Below are 17,001 nucleotides of genomic sequence, written 5' to 3'. Positions count from 1 at the left end.
ATTTAAGGGTGATTCATTTGAATCATCCTTTTTTTAATGTTTATTTATGATAGGTCTACGTGCCCGGAAAGGAAAGAAATCGTGAAAAAAGGTCACGTATGAGGGGGTTACGTGCCCGAAAAGGAGAATGACGGAATAAGTGGTCACGTAGAAGGATCACCGTTCCTGCCGGGAATGTGGTTATGTAGACAATTTCCAAAGGATCTGAACAATTAACAAGTCTGAGATAATTAAAACAGGTTCCGGGGGCTCCAGAACCTGTTATCTTCTTTTATTTTTTTGTTTTAACTTTGCCTGTCCACTTTTTAAACCCCCCTTGAAGCTGGGTTAAATTTTTATAGCCTTTGCGATATAAGAACTGTGCGGCACGTGCTGAGCGCATCCCGCTTTGGCAATACAAATAAACTGGCAGATCAGGGCGAATTTCCTTCATTCGCATTCTGATTTGGGACATCGGGATGTTGCGGGCGCCTAAAATATGCCCAGCCTCAAACTCGTTTGGTTCACGAACATCTATAAGCTGTGCCTTGCGGTATCCGGCACGGAACTCCTCTTCTGTTACTGTTTTTACAATTTTCTTTTGATAGAAGTAGGTACCAAGGGAGTAGATTAGTACCGCTCCAATAATGATTAACAATACATAAAGTGAATCCAACTTCTTTTTCTCCTTTCAAACTTCGTTGCACTAGTATTTATTATATAAGTCATTTACCTAAAGATAAAGCTGAACTCGCAAAAAACTTGTTAAAAAATTATGCCAGAATCATCTTATTTTGAAATCGCCTTTTGTTTTGTTAGACTTAACAAGGTATAAATTTTATTTAAAGAGGTTTTTGGGATGGAAAAGGAAACATGGCGTTTTATTGATTCGGGCAACAGTTCACCATCATTTAACATGGCGCTTGATGAAGCATTGCTTGATTGGCATAGCGAAGGGAAAATCCCGCCCGTAATCCGATTCTATGGCTGGAATCCGCCAACGTTATCGGTCGGGTATTTTCAAAAGGTAGAAAAAGAAATTGATATGGACGCAGTTAAGGCCCACGGACTGGGGTTTGTCAGGAGGCCGACTGGCGGCAGAGGTGTCCTCCATGAACATGAGCTTACGTACAGTGTAATCGTTTCGGAAGAACATCCCGAAATGCCGAAATCTGTGACTGAGGCGTATCGGGTGATTTCGGAAGGAATATTAAAAGGATTTCACCATTTGGGGCTTGATGCTTACTTTGCAGTACCCAAGACAAACGAAGAACGTGATGCCTTGAAAAACCCTCGCTCAGCGGTCTGTTTTGATGCCCCAAGCTGGTATGAGTTGGTCGTTGAAGGCAGGAAAGTGGCAGGCAGTGCGCAAACGCGGCAGAAGGGGGTCATTCTGCAGCATGGCTCGATTCTTTTGGACTTGGAAGAAGATAAGCTATTCAGCTTATTCAAGTATCCAAACGAGCGGGTCAAGGAACGGATGAAGAAGGCATTCAAGGATAAGGCGGTGGCGATTAATGCCATCAGTCCGAGGAAAATTACCCTTGAGGAAGCGAAAGAGGCTTTCTATAAAGGCTTTGCCGAGGGGCTAAATATTGACCTAGAGCCATACCAATTATCTGAGGAAGAGTTGGCTTATGTCGAGAACCTTGCAAAACAGCGTTATGAAAATGATGAATGGAATTTTAAACGTTAAATTGGGAAGCGGCTGGGCCGCTTTTTAATTTGGAAATTTTTACGAATGCAAACCGCAAAATTTGTTAAAATTTCTCGTTTTTTATAGAAAATTAGCGTATAGCTTTTATTTTCTTTAAAATCTAGTTTTTTTTATGTTTGACAAAATGAATGTTATTTGCGTGACATACAATATATAGTAGTGTGAAAAAAATATCGAACACTATATATTGATTTCTTATCCTCCTCTATGATACCTTTAGTATATCAAGTCACCTAGGACTAGCTTCCAACTAGATTCTGGCATAGAGATAAAGATTTTTTTGAAGGAGTTGTTTCCATGTCTGTTGTTTTTAGACAAAAATTAAATATTGATTTTGAAAGATTGAACGAGGATATCCGCCTATTTCCACAGGTACACCCGGTTACTCCAGATATGAAGATAACTCATAAGGGTGTTTCGCGATTGGTTATGCTGGATCGCTACACCTTTAAAGACACCGAAAAGATTACCCTCACAAACGGAGACTTTGTTGTTCTGACGATTAAGGAAGACCCAAAATTCCCGGCACGAGGCTTAGGGTACATCCAAGAAATAGATTGGGAGAAAAAGAAAGCCAAGGTTTTGGTAGAAGAGGAATTTAGAGGCGTCCTCGATGGTGATGCAGCACAAACAGGCATTATTTGGAGCTCGCTGGATGTCATTGAAAAGCCGCTTGAACTGTTTTACGAGCAAATTGCCAAGCGGGTGGCTACCGGAATAGCAACTGTTGAGGAAACGGAAGAGAAGCAGATTGAGTGGACCGAGAAGTTTTATCAAGAATTGGTTAATCTCAACTTCGTTCCTGCGGGTCGCGTTCTTTACGGAGCAGGATCTGGCACCGAAGTGACTTACTTTAATTGTTACGTGATGCCATTCGTTCCGGACTCACGTGAAGGAATCTCTGACCATCGCAAACAGGTCATGGAAATCATGAGCCGCGGCGGCGGTGTCGGCACCAACGGATCAACCTTAAGACCGCGAAACACCCTGGCGAGAGGTGTAAACGGCAAATCATCCGGTTCGGTATCGTGGTTGGATGATATTGCGAAGTTGACTCATCTTGTGGAGCAAGGTGGATCCCGTTAACCCAGCTCCAAACGGCGGGATTAAAATCTCGTGAATTGCTGGAACACCCTTAGAGTCTTATCAACCACAACGTGACTGGCAACGGTGGGCGTGAAGGTTTAAAAATGATAAGAATTGGGCAATCAGCAGCGAAGCGTCTCTGGAAACGGAGATGAACGTTCAACGACTATTGAAACTCCCTAATTCTTACCACAAAAACACATTAAAAAGGTGTGACATTTATGGGAGAAATGGGAGGAGTAAACCATACTGTACGGAGACGTCCTTATGGGGCACGAGACAAGGAAGAACTAATTGAAAAAATTATATATCTTCATGATATTGGCTTGAGCCAAGTAGAAATTGCTAACATGCTGAAAATTAGTCGTGGCACACTTAAACGGTGGAATGATGAGCTTCACTTTATAAAACCAAGAAAACCTGGTGAAGCAGGCAAACTAAAAACCAAAATTTATAAATATGATGAAAACTTCTTTTCCGATATTGATACTCCCAATAAGGCCTATATATTAGGTTATATTACAGGAGACGGAACAATCGTTGATCGCAGCAAATCGAAAAGGTTAGTTTTATCATTAGCTGAGGAAGACAAACAACTTATTTATGATATAGCCGAAGAATTTAACATGAAAAATGTGGTTAAATTTAGAAGGAAGAGTAAGGAAAATGAGCAGAATAAATATTCCTTAGCAATAAAATCCACTAAGATGTGTGACGATTTAATTAAGCTTGGTATTGGCCCTCGAAAAACTGGAAAGGAAAGATTAATTTCATTTAATGATGAAATCTAACCTGGGCCTTCCTAAGAGGATTTTTCGATGCTGATGGCCATATTAGGGTTTACGAGAGATATGGCTATTTGAAAGCAAGGATGGGTTTTACCGGCAATTTCGAAATGCTAAGTTCAATACTAACTTTCTTTAAATCAAAAGGGTTTGCACAAAACGTTAATGCAATTACTTTAAAACAGGGTTGTGCAGATTTATATTTGAGTAGCATTAAAGAACTCCGTTTGATTTTTATAGAAATTTATAAGCATGGGGATATAAAATTAACCCGAAAATATGAAATCTTTTCTTCCTTGATGATATAGTTCTGATCTCATGTGAAAGCATGAGAGCTAGGCAGAAATGACCTAGCCACTCAAATTTTTTGAGTGTAACAAAAAAGCGTGGAGCACAAATGATAATGCAGGCGGATTAAACAGATGCACTAGTCCGCGTCGTTCAGAAAATGAACGACTAGAAAATCGGGTGAATTGCAGGAAAATCCTTAGAGACTTGCAAGCTACAACGTGACTGGAAACGGTGAGCGTGAATGCTTTAAAAATTGCAAGTATTGGACAATCTGCAGCCAAGCGTCATAGGGCAAAGGTTATGGCGAAGGTTCAACGACTAGAAAGTGAGTCCCAACAATAAACTTTCACAAGCGCCCGGCCCCTAACAGATTATGCTGAGGGTGATGATATAGTCTAGTCCGCTGCCTCTGGCAGGAAATATCCTGAAAAGGACGGTAAATACGTGGCATCCTGACATTATTGAATTTATTATCTCCAAGATGCAAAATCCGAGAATTTTAAGATTCTTAATTGAACATACAACCGATGAAACAATTAAAAAGCTTGCTAAAGAAAAGCTGAAATTTACACCTCTTACTGTAACAGAGGAGGCAATGTATCAGGGAATCGTTAATTATAAAAATATGCCTGGTTACGGCGGCTTCAGTGAGGCGATTATCGCGGATGCTGAGGAAAAACTGGCGACAGGCGGTACGTATACGGTTCATAATCCAGAATTCTTAACAGGTGCAAATATCTCAGTTTGCTTGACGAAAGAATTTATGGAAGCAGTCGAAAACGACAGTGAATATGAACTGCGTTTCCCTTATGTTGAAAGCTACGACGAAGAGGAAATGAGAATTTACAATGAGCAGTGGCATCAAGTAGGAGATGTTCGTGAGTGGGAAAGAATGGGCCACAAAGTCCGCGTCTATAAAAAGATTAAGGCAAAGGAACTTTGGAACTTAGTCAACATTTGTGCGACCTATTCTGCAGAACCGGGCATATTCTTTATCGACAATGCCAATGACATGACAAATGCGAAAGCATATGGTCAACAGGTAGTAGCAACGAATCCGTGTGGTAAACTGCTTGCCTCACGTTAAAAACTCGACCTAATTGACTTGGAACCCTACCAGGTAGAGCTGAGGGCAACAGGGCCGAACCACTCTAAATGAGGTGGAGATAACTCCTTTAGGACGGTGAGAGACTAAAGCGGTTGAGCCAGTATTTCGGTACTGTAAGCGATAGTCCAATCCTCTTAGAAATAAGAGCGCGAGTAAATGGAGCAACCACTCGCACCATATTCTGTATGTAACCTTGCTGCGGTTAACCTCGCAGAAATGGCCAATAAGGAAACTAAAACAGTAGACTTTGAAAAGTTGAAAAATACAGTAGCAGTAGGCGTCCGCATGCAGGATAACGTCATTAACGCTACACCATACTTCTTGGAAGAAAACAAAAAGCAAGCTCTTGGTGAACGCCGTGTCGGTCTTGGCGTAATGGGCTTGCATGATCTCCTCATCTACTGTGAGACAGAGTACGGTTCACCGGAAGGAAATAAACTTGTAGACAAAGTATTCGAAACGATTGCAACTACTGCCTACAGAGAATCCATTGAATTGGCAAAGGAAAAGGGAAGCTTCCCATTTTTAACTGCTGATACAAAAGAGGAAACTGACCGAGTACGCGAAGCGTTCATTAATACCGGATTTATGAAAAAAATGCCGGAGGATATCCGCGAATCGATTTTAGAAAGTGGAATTAGAAATTCTCATTTGCTGACTGTTGCTCCCACGGGGTCCACTGGTACCATGGTTGGAGTTAGTACCGGATTAGAACCTTATTTCTCATTCTCATATTTCCGTAGCGGACGTCTTGGTAAATTTATCGAGGTAAAAGCTGACATCGTTCAAGAGTATTTAGATCATAATCCTGAAGCGGATCCAAATAACCTGCCAAATTGGTTCGTAACAGCAATGGAGTTGGCTCCTGAGGCACACGCTGATGTCCAATGTGTCATCCAACGCTGGATTGACAGTTCCATCAGTAAAACTGTAAACGCGCCAAAAGGCTACAGCGTAGAGCAGGTTGAAAAAGTATACGAGCGTCTGTACCGTGGCGGTGCAAAAGGCGGCACTGTCTACGTGGACGGTTCACGTGATTCTCAGGTTTTAACATTAAAAGCTGAAGAAAACACAAGCGAACAGTTATCAATTTTTGATGATAAGGAAGAAAAGCAACATGTAGTATTAGTTGAGACCATTACCGATCTTCGATCTACCGATGTAACAATCGGATCGGAAGTTGGCAACACTTGCCCGGTATGCCGCAAAGGTAAAGTAGAAGAAATGGGCGGCTGCAACACATGTACAAACTGTGGAGCCCAATTAAAGTGTGGATTATAAGAATTAGATGAGAGTGGAGATTCTCCACCCTCTTTTTTAAAGACATTTTGGCCGATGTGGACGTGCTAGTTGTCTAATAGAGCGGTTGTAAAAGACTTTTGTTGATTGGAGCGGTGGATTTTGTCTAATAGAGGCGTTCTAAAAGACACTTTCAACGTTGTTCCAACGAATGTTGTCTAATAGAACGGCTTTAAAAGACACTTTGCCTCTATTCAAGGTGTTTTTGTCTAATAGACTTTATCAAACGTGCATTTAGGCAGGGATCACTGCAGAATTGTAAAAGCCAAGAGCAATCGGTCTCCCGTTGTTCTTGGCTTTTTAACTTTGTTACCTTAATCAAAAACTATTCATCTTACTTTCACCTTCAACATTCACAGCGTTCGTTTCGCTCATCATCCCGCCTTCGCCATGGCAAGCCTTGTACATTTCATTTAATTCACTATTTGAGAAATCAGGATGCATTTTTTGCATAAATGGCAACATTTCCTCAAAGCTCAACCCATTCCCATTTTCCGCTGTTTCCTGCGGCAAAAACAGCTGTTCCCGCTCCCAGTATCATGGCGGCACTAAACAAACCAACTGCCAGCTTTTTCATATGTCATGACTTCTTTCTTTAAGATCTGATTTCAGCATACCGCTAAAATATGAAGACCATATGAAAATATTATTTTGTGTAAAAGAACTATCATAGAATTTGTCTAAAATATGAAAAGTCGGCAATCTTCAAACCGTCTTCATTTCGTTATGCTACGCTTCAAACAAACATACCCCTAAACATGTGAATATTTTTTGAAATAATGAAAAGCGGGAATTATTCCCTTTACATAGGATAGGGGGGTATAGTAGGATAAGAGTGTAACCAATATAAAACAAACTTCTACACGAAAGGAAAGATTGGAATGGAAAAGGTAACCTTAAACGTAAAAGGAATGTCTTGCGGCCATTGTGTGAAAGCGGTGGAGGGCAGTGTCGGCGTCCTTGAGGGAGTCAGTACTGTAAAAGTAAACCTGGATGCAGCAACAGTTGACGTGGAGTTTAACCCGCAGCAGGTCAGTCTCGATCGAATCAAAGAAACCATCGATGACCAAGGCTACGATGTTGTATAAATTCCGTTAAACTGCTGATTCCTTGGAAAAATAATATAACCAATCTATGAGGAGTTGGCTTGTATGAGTCAAACTTTGAAAGAAACGAGTTTGCAAATTTCTGGCATGACCTGTGCCGCTTGTGCCGCCCGGATTGAAAAAGGGCTAAACAAATTGTCTGGTGTTGAGTCGGCGACTGTCAATCTGGCCTTGGAGAAATCGGCCATTAAATATGACCCGGCCCAAATCAAAGTCGAAGATATTGAAAAAAAAATCAAGGACCTGGGCTATTATGTAGTAACTGAGAAAGCTGAGTTTGATATTACCGGGATGACTTGTGCGGCTTGTTCAGCCAGAATTGAAAAGGGGCTTAATAAACTCGATGGCGTGGTCAAGGCCAATGTCAACCTGGCATTGGAAAAAGCAACAGTTGAGTTTAACAGTTCTGCACTTTCAGCCGGTGATATTATCAAAAAAGTGGAAAACCTCGGTTATGGGGCACACCTTAAAGAAGAATCTAAGGATACGGCAGACCATCGCCAAAAAGAAATTGAAAAACAAACGAAAAAGTTTATTTTTGCCGCAATTCTTTCGTTCCCGTTGTTGTGGGCAATGGTCGGACACTTCTCACTTACTCAATTTATTTGGGTGCCGGATGCGTTCAAGAATCCATGGGTCCAGTTGGCTCTGGCAACCCCTGTTCAGTTCATCATCGGTGGACAATTTTATATCGGGGCCTTTAAAACATTGAAAAACAAAAGCGCCAATATGGACGTCCTTGTGGCCCTAGGCACTTCGGCAGCTTATTTTTACAGCTTATATTTATCAGTGATGTCGCTTGGCAAGAGTGCTCATATGGTCGAGCTATATTATGAGACAAGCGCCGTTTTGATTACATTGATTCTGTTAGGCAAACTGTTCGAAGCCAGAGCGAAAGGGCGGTCCTCGGAAGCGATTAAGAAACTCATGGGTTTGCAGGCCAAGACGGCCACCGTCAATCGCAACGGAATAGAAATGGAAGTCCCGATTGAAGAAGTCATTGTTGGCGATATTCTTTATATTAAACCAGGTGAAAAAATCCCTGTGGACGGGATGATCATCGAGGGACAATCCGCAATTGATGAATCGATGCTGACAGGGGAAAGTGTCCCGGTTGATAAAAAGATCGGTGACGAAGTCATTGGTGCAACACTTAATAAGAATGGGTTCCTAAAAGTCGAAGCCACAAAGGTCGGCAGAGATACAGCATTGGCACAAATCATTAAAGTCGTTGAGGAAGCGCAAGGCTCAAAAGCGCCGATTCAGCGTCTGGCTGACAAAATCTCCGGAGTTTTTGTCCCAATCGTTGTCGGCATTGCTGTTCTTACCTTTATTGTTTGGTATGTGTGGACTGAGCCTGGCAACTTCCCGGAAGCATTGGAAAAAATGATTGCCGTGCTTGTCATCGCCTGTCCTTGTGCCCTGGGGCTTGCAACGCCTACTTCAATTATGGCGGGTTCCGGCCGGTCGGCAGAATTCGGCATCTTGTTTAAAGGCGGCGAGCATCTTGAAATGACCCACCGAATTTCTACGGTTGTGTTGGATAAAACCGGTACCGTTACAAATGGAACACCGGTATTAACGGATGTGCTGACAAGCGAATCATTGACTGAGGAAGAATTCTTGACGTTAGTTGGTTCTGCTGAAAAGCAATCCGAGCATCCCCTGGCACAGGCAATTGTACAAGGGATAAAGGAAAAGGGGATATCTCTAAAGAAGCCGACTGAATTCGAAGCGATTCCTGGATTCGGGATTAGAGCCATTATTGATAAACAGGAAGTCCTTGTTGGGACTAGAAAATTAATGAATAAATATAATATTTCAATCGCGAATGCCTTTGGCAAAATGGATGAATTAGAGCGTGCAGGGAAAACCGCGATGCTGGCAGCCGTTAATGGGCAGTATGCCGGAACTGTCGCTGTCGCCGATACCATTAAAGAAACATCAAGAACCGCGATAGACCGCCTTAAAAAAATGGGGCTTGATGTCATCATGATTACCGGTGATAATGGGCAAACGGCCAAAGCAATTGCTGCCCAAGCCGGGATTGACCATGTCATTGTCGAAGTGCTGCCGGAGGGTAAGGCGGACGAAATCAAAAAGCTTCAAGCACAAGGCAAGAAGGTAGCGATGGTTGGGGATGGCATTAATGACGCCCCGGCGCTGGCGGTGGCCGATATCGGCATGGCAATCGGGACAGGGACCGATGTGGCGATGGAAGCGGCGGATATTACGCTAATCCGCGGCGATTTAGAAGCAATCGCCGATGCCATCTATATGAGCAAGAAAACCATCACCAATATTAAACAAAACCTGTTCTGGGCCCTGGGCTACAATTCGCTCGGTATTCCTATTGCATTCTTTGGATTCCTAGCTCCGTGGGTTGCCGGTGCAGCAATGGCCTTTAGCTCAGTTTCCGTTGTCCTCAATGCCCTTAGACTGCAAAAGGTAAAACTATAAAACATGTTTTGAAGGCTGACACATAATTGTCAGCCTTTTTTCGCTTTTACATTATCTTTACCTAGTATACTAATTTATAAATAACCTTGTAAAAGAACTGGGTGAGAGGTTTGAACCACCTTTTATTAATCTAAGATGAACAAAGTGTATCCGGTGTTATTACAGCATATTTGGAAAAGGAAAGCTATCAGGTTCATTGTGCCGGGACCGGTTTAAAGGGGATTCGAACTTTTTAAGAGGAATCCAATTTCCCTTGTAATCCTTGATTTAATGCTGCCTGACATCAGTGGCGAAGAAGTGTGCAAAATCCTTCGCAGGTCGATATTGGCCAATATAATTCTGTACTGCTTACCGAAGAGGACCAAAATTTTAAAACATCGATCAATAAAAGTATTATTGCCAGCGGGGTTTTGACACTTGTTATTATCGGTGCCTTAAGCCTCTACTTTTCAAGACAGTTCTCCATTCCGATTCTTGAAGTAGCCAAATGAAATCAAATAGCAGAAGTAACATTAAGGAACTCGAGGACCTGCGCAATAGCGTTAACATCCTGGCAGGTAAATGATTAATGTGAAAAAAAGCCTTATAACCGAGTTCAGTTATAAGGCTTTTTAAAATTATTACGCTCTGGATACGTAAGAACCTTCGGCCGTATTAATAATGAGTTTGTCCCCCTGGTTGATGAAGAATGGGACTTGAACGACAAGACCTGTCTCAAGAGTGGCTGGCTTGGAACCGCCGGATGCAGTATCCCCTTTTATCCCTGGTTCAGTTTCTGTCACTTCAAGTACAACTGTTGTTGGCAATTCAACACCAAGAGTTTCATGGCCAAACATCATAATATGGACTTCCATATTCTCTTTCAAGAATTTTAGTTCATATTCAATACTGCTTGCCGGAAGTTCAACCTGCTCGTAGGAATCCATATCCATAAAGACGTGTTGGTCGCCACTTGCATAAAGATATTGCATTTTCCGGTTATCAATTTGCGCTTTTTCCACTTTTTCACCGGCACGGAATGTTTTTTCCTGAATTGCTCCATTACGAAGGTTGCGCAGTTTGGAACGGACAAATGCCGCACCTTTACCCGGTTTTACGTGTTGGAAATCCATGACGCGCCAAATGCCGCCGTCGACTTCGATTGTTAACCCTGTACGAAAATCATTAACAGAAATCATGTAACATATCCTCCTAAGTTCTTTACAAAATAATGAGTTCCTTTGTTGAATGAGTCAGTGTTTCGTTATGGTCATTCGTAATCAGCAGATCATCCTCAATTCGAACACCACCAAGGCCCGGTATATAAATTCCCGGTTCACAAGTAACAACCATTCCTGGCTCCAACACCATATCTGATTTAAATGAAAGCGCTGGGCCCTCATGAACCTCTAACCCAATTCCATGCCCGGTTGAATGTCCGAAGAATTCACCGTACCCTTTTTCAGTTATGTAGTTTCTTGTTAGGGCATCGGCTTGCTTTCCTGTAAGGCCAGGTTTGATTCCGGCCACGCCGCGAAGCTGTGCTTCAAGGACAATATCATAAATGTCCTTCAGTTTTGCATCAGGAGTCCCGACGGCAACCGTTCTCGTGATATCGGAAACATATCCTTTATAATAAGCGCCATAATCTAGTGTAACGAAATCTCCTGCCTCAATGACCTTATCGCTTGCCACTCCATGAGGAAGGGCAGAGCGGTATCCGGAAGCAACGATCGTATCAAAGGATGAGGAAACAGCACCCGCTTTTCTCATAAAGAATTCCAGCTCATTGGAAACTTCAAGTTCTGTTTTTCCTGGGCGAATAAAATCCAAGATGTGCTTAAACGCAGCATCGGCAATATCCGCCGCTTCCTTTAATATCTTAATCTCTGCTTCAGTCTTTATCAAGCGTAACTTTTCAATTACTCCAGAAATCGGAACAAGTTCAGCTTCTGTTTCGTTATCATATACTGTAAAAGAAGAGTATGTGAGATGATCCTCTTCAAATCCCAGCTTTTGAATGCCCAGTTGTTTCGATAGTTCTGCTACTTCTTTCGGAATAGAATCGTTAAATTTAATGATTTCAAATCCTTCACACTGCTTTTTTGCTTGTTCAATATAACGGAAATCTGTAATAAACATTGCTTTTTCAGCGCTGATTAAAACAACTCCTGAACTGCCGGTAAAGTTTGATACGTATCGGCGGTTATATGGACTGGTGATTAGCAATCCATCAATTCCATTTTCAGTAAAACTATTACGCAACTTTTCCAACTTCGTCATCGTTTCAACTCTCCTTTTCTCCTCCATGCCTAGACAGAAATATTTTATCACAACCTTCTGCAGCCTACTAATAACAACTTAGGTCGCGGCCTCTTTTTCTTCCATTTTTTTATTTTGATATTCGTAGCTGATCGAGTAGCCAATGAAGATTCCATAGATGCTATAGAGACAAACGGAGGTAATGATGGTATTCCGGCTTAAATCAGCTATTGGTTTTATCCCCGGAAAAAGTGGATTGATTAAAAAGAACACGACCAAGAACAAGAGGATTCCATATCCGAGTCCGAACCACCAGCTGCTATACTTTTTTAATAATGCATAATATACAAACGCAACGGCAATCGACAGAATTCCGAGTATGAGTATCGAAACGAGTGTTCCTTGCCAGCCAAATTTCCACTTTCCAAGCAGCCATGGTTCAAGAAGAACGTTAGGCCGAATTTCAGTAAAATGAAAATAGTATGCCATAAAACCAATTGTACTCCAAAACAGGCCTCCAAATAGTCCTGTCCAGAAGACCATTAATGGCATGGGCATTGGTTTTGGATAGTTTCCCATTTCATGCTCTTTTGTCATAATGATGACCTCCTGCTGAATTTATTCTGTATGATTCCTGATGGTGCTGTTGAATAAATGCCACTCTTAGTATGTCCAAGTATTACCATTGCCTTGCATGTTAAAAAATTTCCTAAAATAAATGGAAATCTTAAGCCATCTTCTAGAGGTTTTTTCATTTTTCTAGTAGAATACAGATAAGTACATTCAGATGAATCATATTCTTTATTGTGCAACTATGTTATAGGTTGGTGTTATCCTACATGTCAAATTTAGAAAAACCGGTTTATGGCGGTCAAGCAGTAGTGGAAGGGGTAATGTTTGGCGGTAAGCATCATTATGTTACTGCGATTCGCAGAAAAGACCATTCTGTCGAATATTTCCATTTGCCGCGAAAAAGCAAGCCCTCGTTAACTATGTTGAAAAAAATCCCGTTTATTCGTGGAATCATCGCCATCATCGAAGCGAGTGCAAACGGATCCAAGCATCTGAACTTCTCCACTGAACGATTTGACCTCGACCCTAAAGAGGATGACACGCTTAAGAAGCAAGAAGTCTCCAAATTAACAATGTACCTTGGAGTCGCCGTAATCGGGGTCATTTCATTTCTTTTTGGGAAATTCGCTTTTACGTTAATACCTGTTTTTCTGGCAGAATTAACAAAACCGATTTTTCCGTCAGACTTTGCGCAGGTAATGGTAGAAAGTACCTTCAAGCTAATCTTGCTGCTTTCCTATATTTATTTTGTGTCATTGACACCTCTAATAAAAAGGGTGTTTCAATATCATGGCGCTGAGCATAAAGTAATTAATACCTATGAATCAGGTGCGGAGTTGACCGTAGCAAATGTGCAAGCCCATTCCCGGCTCCACTATCGATGCGGCAGCAGTTTCATTCTGTTTACTGTCATTGTAGGAATGTTTATCTATTTGCTTGTGCCGACAAGTCCGCTATGGTTACGAATCGTCGATCGGCTTTTGTTAATCCCAGTTGTGCTTGGAATTGCTTTTGAAATTCTGCAATTCACGAACAAATTAAGGGATATACCCATACTAAAATATTTGGGTATTCCAGGGCTTTGGCTTCAGTTGTTAACGACCAAGGAACCAAATGATGAACAGGTGGAGGTGGCGATTCTTTCCTTTAAAGAATTGCTTAGAAGAGAAGAGGAAACGTCTAGAATCATCAAAACAGAAGAAATTGTCTAAATCTTCCCTTTTAAGTGTTTAAAAGAAGAAAAAAATGCTTATGATGCTCTTAGGGAGGTGGCTTTCTTGAAATATCGAACATCCACAATTGTTGTTGCGGGACTGATTATTCTCGCGTTATTAGGCATTTTTACTAAATTTACAACTAATCCTGCTGAGTTTATACAGAATATCTTTGTCTTCGCCGTAATTGGCTTGATTATTTTTTTCGTTGTTCGGAAATTTTCAAATTCGAGCCCTCAAAAAAGAGAGCAGCGGGCATTTCTCAAAGCAGCCAAAAGGTCAAAGAAACGATTGCAGCATAAGGGTGGAGAAACGAATATAAAAGGTTCCGCTCTTGGTACATTGTCTACATTGAAGAAAACCAAAGCCAAAAAGAAGCCTCCTGCTCACCTGACGGTTATCGATGGAAAAAAAGGGAAAAAGAAAAATCGAGCGTCTTTCTAGCCGCTCGATTTTTTATGTTTAAGCTTAATATCCCCAGCGATCCAAAAACTTCTTGGCTTGGTTTCTGCCGAGCTCCAATAATGCCTTCTTCTTTTCCTCAGTCAAATTGAACTCAATCGGCATAATCCCTTCTGCGGGGATAAAAATAATGTTTTGTGCATGTTTTTTCGAAATATACCTTGAATCATGGGCGTCCTTCATTGTTTCGAATAGGGCACCAAAAAGTTCTATGGCATTATCGATTTTATGTTTTTCATGCTCATACTCACTGGAACTTAGCTTAATTCCAAGGATAGGCCTAAGCTTTTTAACGTTTTCCTGGTCAAACAGCCACATCGGGAAGTTGCTTAGTACTCCTCCATCCACCAAAATATTGGTACCATCCTGCGAGCGCATCTTCACAGGTTCAAAAAAATAAGGGATGCTGCAGCTGATTCGGATGGCCTTTGCAATCGAGAATGTTCCTGGCGTTATGCCGTATTTCACCAAATCATCAGGAAAAACCATCATTTGCCCATTAGAGAGGTCCGACCCAATTACACGTAAGGTGTTAGCCGGTAAATCGGAAAAGTTTCGCAGTCCCTTGTCTGCCAATTTGCCTCTTAGCCATTTTTCAAGTTCATTCCCCTTATAAAGGCCCAATCGCCAATACAACAGCAACCATTTTGCAAATTTAAAGGGAATGAAAGTCTTCCTTGAATCTAGCAGATCTTTTAAGTCTACCTCATCCATCATTTGATAAATTTCTTTGCTGGTATATCCGGCGACGATTAGTGCTGCAATGATGGAACCGGCACTCGTTCCAGCTAACCTGACAAACTGAAATCCTCTTTTTTCTATTTCCTCTAAAGCGCCTATGAGAGCAAACCCTTTGATGCCGCCACCCGAAAATACTCCATCTATATTCATACGCAGCCACTCCCAAAGATGTACTTATTGATACATCTTTAAGCGGAAACACACGGAAATAGTACGGGTGACAAGCAGAATTTTTTTCATCGAATAGTTAGGACACAGGAGCCTTAATAGTAAAAAACTCATTCATTTAATTGCAAAATTATGCCCACAAAATGTTCACTTCCTTACAATATTTCTTCATACCGTCAACATATGAAATCCTTATACTTTACTCATCAGAAAGGAACAAAAAGAGTAAAGGGAGGGTTCACTATGAGCATGAGACAGACAAAACTTAAGGTTTTTGATATGACCTGCACCTCCTGCGAAAAACGAATCGAACAAACAGTCAAAAAACTGGATGGGGTCCGTGATGTAAAGGCCGATTTCAGCGGACAATTTACGGAAATCGAGTATGACGATGAAATATGCAACCTGGGAGTAATTAAAGAGGCCATCAATCGGATTGGCTACAGCACAGAAAACTCAAGCCGGCATTGCTTTATAACCTTGGACGTGTGTTGGGCCAAGTATCTTAAATAGCATCACAATCTTAAAAACTTCACCAAATAGTAATAATTAGCACCCGTTACGATTCAATCTATTTGTTAAAATGAATTTGTAATACAGGAGAAAGGGGTGACAACTATTGAAACGAATTACTTCTCTTTTCGTTCTTTGCATTGCAATTGTTCTAATCGCAGCCGGCTGCGGTTCCAAAATTGAAGATCAAAAATGGACGCTTGATAAAAAGCATGCGCCGTTTCCTGATTATGTGTTAAATTCTTCCGATAAAATTCAAGAAACTTATGTAATGGCGGCAACTTACCCAGAGGTAGTGGCACAAGTCCCGTGTTATTGCGGCTGTTTTGCCCAGGATGGCCATGAAAGCAATTTAGACTGCTATATTGACCAGTTCGGGGATGACAAGGCTGTCAAGGAATGGGATTCCATGAGTATATCGTGAGATGTTTGTATAGATATCGCCCGGGAGGCGGTAGAACTGCATCTTAATGGTAAAAGCCCTAAAAAGATTTACGATCTAATTACCACGAAATATGGAAATTACGGGGAGCCAACTCCAACACCTGAACCTAAGGAGTAGCCCATGAAGAAAATATTAATTGGCAGTTATATGCTAATCATTATTGGCATCATTTTTGCAATCGGAAATACTCGGATCTTTGGAAGCGGCAATGCCGAAGCAATTGCTTCCGGAGAAAAGGTATACGAAAAAAATTGTTTCATTTGCCACGGGGAAACTGGAAAAGGTGAAGCTTCCCATGCTGGAACTGCAATAAATAATCAAAACTTTTTGAACTCCGTTTCTGATAAGGATATTTACCATTATGTGAAGTATGGGCGGGAAGGCACCGGGATGCCGGCCTATGGCCCAAGATTGTCTGAAAAAGAAATCAATAATTTGGTTGCTTTTATCAGGGATTGGCAGACAGAAAAAATCGAGTTTGATGTTCCGAAAACGATTTCGGGTGACCCTGAGAATGGAAAAAAACTTTATGGTTTGTATTGCCTTAACTGCCATGGCGAGTCTGGCGCAGGCAAAATAAAAATGGGGACTGTCCTTGCTCATCCGGAGTATTTAAAATATACAACGGACAAGCAGATATGGATTACCACCGCTTATGGCCGTGAAGAAACCAGAATGGGTCCCTCATTAAAAGGGCTTGAGGGGGCTCGCCAGCTTTCAGAGGAGCAAATCTCGGACATTATCAGTTATATACGTTCGATCAAGTATAATAACGTAAAGCCCAGTGATTATCTAAAACCTTGATTCCATCTA

At 41.5% G+C, this 17,001-nt stretch carries 16 protein-coding genes and 4 pseudogenes; 14 read left to right on the top strand and 6 right to left on the bottom strand.

Annotation, left to right across the window (positions count from 1 at the left end; translation table 11 throughout):
* Positions 1 to 271 precede the first annotated feature (271 nt).
* Positions 272 to 655 (bottom strand): rhodanese-like domain-containing protein, encoded by a 384-nt coding sequence (locus M3234_RS09865; protein WP_066312309.1) that lies wholly within the window; start codon positions 653 to 655, stop codon positions 272 to 274.
* Between the two features lie 183 nt (positions 656 to 838).
* Here M3234_RS09865 and M3234_RS09860 point away from each other — a divergent pair, with 183 nt between their 5' ends.
* The 6 genes and pseudogenes from M3234_RS09860 to M3234_RS09840 all read left to right on the top strand — a co-directional run.
* Positions 839 to 1,675: a lipoate--protein ligase family protein gene (locus M3234_RS09860; protein ID WP_262304565.1), complete on the top strand. Its 837-nt coding sequence runs from the start codon at positions 839 to 841 to the stop codon at positions 1,673 to 1,675.
* A 318-nt stretch (positions 1,676 to 1,993) separates the two neighbouring features.
* A pseudogene (locus tag M3234_RS09855) lies at positions 1,994 to 2,779 on the top strand (ribonucleotide reductase N-terminal alpha domain-containing protein); the annotation flags it as partial.
* Between the two features lie 224 nt (positions 2,780 to 3,003).
* Positions 3,004 to 3,573, top strand: a complete 570-nt coding sequence (locus M3234_RS09850) for an LAGLIDADG family homing endonuclease (RefSeq protein WP_262304564.1) — start codon at positions 3,004 to 3,006, stop codon at positions 3,571 to 3,573.
* A gap of 8 nt (positions 3,574 to 3,581) precedes the next feature.
* A pseudogene (locus M3234_RS29665) lies at positions 3,582 to 3,875 on the top strand (hypothetical protein); the annotation flags it as partial.
* A 428-nt stretch (positions 3,876 to 4,303) separates the two neighbouring features.
* Positions 4,304 to 4,924: pseudogene (locus M3234_RS09845) on the top strand (vitamin B12-dependent ribonucleotide reductase); the annotation flags it as partial.
* Positions 4,925 to 5,125: 201 nt separating this feature from the next.
* Positions 5,126 to 6,247 (top strand): annotated as a pseudogene (locus M3234_RS09840) (vitamin B12-dependent ribonucleotide reductase); the annotation flags it as partial.
* A gap of 336 nt (positions 6,248 to 6,583) precedes the next feature.
* Here the strand turns inward: M3234_RS09840 and M3234_RS09835 are convergent.
* Complete coding sequence (locus M3234_RS09835; protein ID WP_262304563.1) at positions 6,584 to 6,745, bottom strand: hypothetical protein; 162 nt, start codon at positions 6,743 to 6,745, stop codon at positions 6,584 to 6,586.
* 401 nt (positions 6,746 to 7,146) lie between these two features.
* Here M3234_RS09835 and copZ point away from each other — a divergent pair, with 401 nt between their 5' ends.
* The 3 genes from copZ to M3234_RS09820 all read left to right on the top strand — a co-directional run bounded on the left by copZ (position 7,147) and on the right by M3234_RS09820 (position 10,322).
* Entirely contained in the window at positions 7,147 to 7,353 is a 207-nt protein-coding gene (gene copZ, locus M3234_RS09830; protein ID WP_262304562.1) for a copper chaperone CopZ, read from the top strand.
* A gap of 63 nt (positions 7,354 to 7,416) precedes the next feature.
* Positions 7,417 to 9,831: a heavy metal translocating P-type ATPase gene (locus M3234_RS09825; protein WP_262304561.1), complete on the top strand. Its 2,415-nt coding sequence runs from the start codon at positions 7,417 to 7,419 to the stop codon at positions 9,829 to 9,831.
* Between the two features lie 299 nt (positions 9,832 to 10,130).
* Positions 10,131 to 10,322: a hypothetical protein gene (locus tag M3234_RS09820; RefSeq protein ID WP_262304560.1), complete on the top strand. Its 192-nt coding sequence runs from the start codon at positions 10,131 to 10,133 to the stop codon at positions 10,320 to 10,322.
* 129 nt (positions 10,323 to 10,451) lie between these two features.
* Here M3234_RS09820 and efp read toward each other — a convergent pair whose 3' ends face one another.
* The 3 genes from efp to M3234_RS09805 all read right to left on the bottom strand — a co-directional run bounded on the left by efp (position 10,452) and on the right by M3234_RS09805 (position 12,669).
* The gene (gene efp, locus M3234_RS09815) at positions 10,452 to 11,009 is read right to left on the bottom strand and encodes an elongation factor P (protein WP_066312342.1); all 558 of its coding nucleotides are present in this window, start codon (positions 11,007 to 11,009) and stop codon (positions 10,452 to 10,454) included.
* Between the two features lie 22 nt (positions 11,010 to 11,031).
* Positions 11,032 to 12,093: a M24 family metallopeptidase gene (locus M3234_RS09810; protein ID WP_262304559.1), complete on the bottom strand. Its 1,062-nt coding sequence runs from the start codon at positions 12,091 to 12,093 to the stop codon at positions 11,032 to 11,034.
* A 78-nt stretch (positions 12,094 to 12,171) separates the two neighbouring features.
* Positions 12,172 to 12,669 carry a YqhR family membrane protein gene (locus M3234_RS09805; RefSeq protein WP_262304558.1) on the bottom strand — a complete coding sequence of 166 codons (498 nt, stop codon included), beginning with the start codon at positions 12,667 to 12,669 and terminating at the stop codon, positions 12,172 to 12,174.
* Between the two features lie 242 nt (positions 12,670 to 12,911).
* On the opposite strand from M3234_RS09805, the gene M3234_RS09800 reads away from it, so the two are divergent.
* Together M3234_RS09800 and M3234_RS09795 are read left to right on the top strand one after the other, a co-directional pair.
* Complete coding sequence (locus M3234_RS09800) at positions 12,912 to 13,856, top strand: DUF1385 domain-containing protein (RefSeq protein ID WP_262304557.1); 945 nt, start codon at positions 12,912 to 12,914, stop codon at positions 13,854 to 13,856.
* Between the two features lie 57 nt (positions 13,857 to 13,913).
* Entirely contained in the window at positions 13,914 to 14,303 is a 390-nt protein-coding gene (locus M3234_RS09795; protein WP_311315637.1) for an SA1362 family protein, read from the top strand.
* Between the two features lie 24 nt (positions 14,304 to 14,327).
* Here the strand turns inward: M3234_RS09795 and M3234_RS09790 are convergent, their stop codons facing one another.
* Positions 14,328 to 15,212, bottom strand: a complete 885-nt coding sequence (locus M3234_RS09790) for a patatin-like phospholipase family protein (protein ID WP_262304555.1) — start codon at positions 15,210 to 15,212, stop codon at positions 14,328 to 14,330.
* Positions 15,213 to 15,473: 261 nt separating this feature from the next.
* On the opposite strand from M3234_RS09790, the gene M3234_RS09785 reads away from it, so the two are divergent.
* From M3234_RS09785 to M3234_RS09775, 3 genes are all read left to right on the top strand, one after another.
* A complete protein-coding gene (locus M3234_RS09785; RefSeq protein WP_262304554.1) occupies positions 15,474 to 15,743 on the top strand; it encodes a heavy-metal-associated domain-containing protein in 270 nt (89 codons plus the stop codon).
* 106 nt (positions 15,744 to 15,849) lie between these two features.
* Positions 15,850 to 16,305 carry a PCYCGC motif-containing (lipo)protein gene (locus M3234_RS29245; RefSeq protein ID WP_285858368.1) on the top strand — a complete coding sequence of 152 codons (456 nt, stop codon included), beginning with the start codon at positions 15,850 to 15,852 and terminating at the stop codon, positions 16,303 to 16,305.
* Between the two features lie 3 nt (positions 16,306 to 16,308).
* Entirely contained in the window at positions 16,309 to 16,992 is a 684-nt protein-coding gene (locus M3234_RS09775) for a c-type cytochrome (protein ID WP_262304553.1), read from the top strand.
* Positions 16,993 to 17,001 lie beyond the last annotated feature (9 nt).

The organism is Neobacillus niacini, from assembly GCF_023715785.1.
GTDB lineage: Bacteria > Bacillota > Bacilli > Bacillales > Cytobacillaceae > Neobacillus > Neobacillus niacini_E.
Note: the sequence above shows the minus strand (reverse complement) of the source record. Positions and strands in the feature narration are given on the sequence as shown.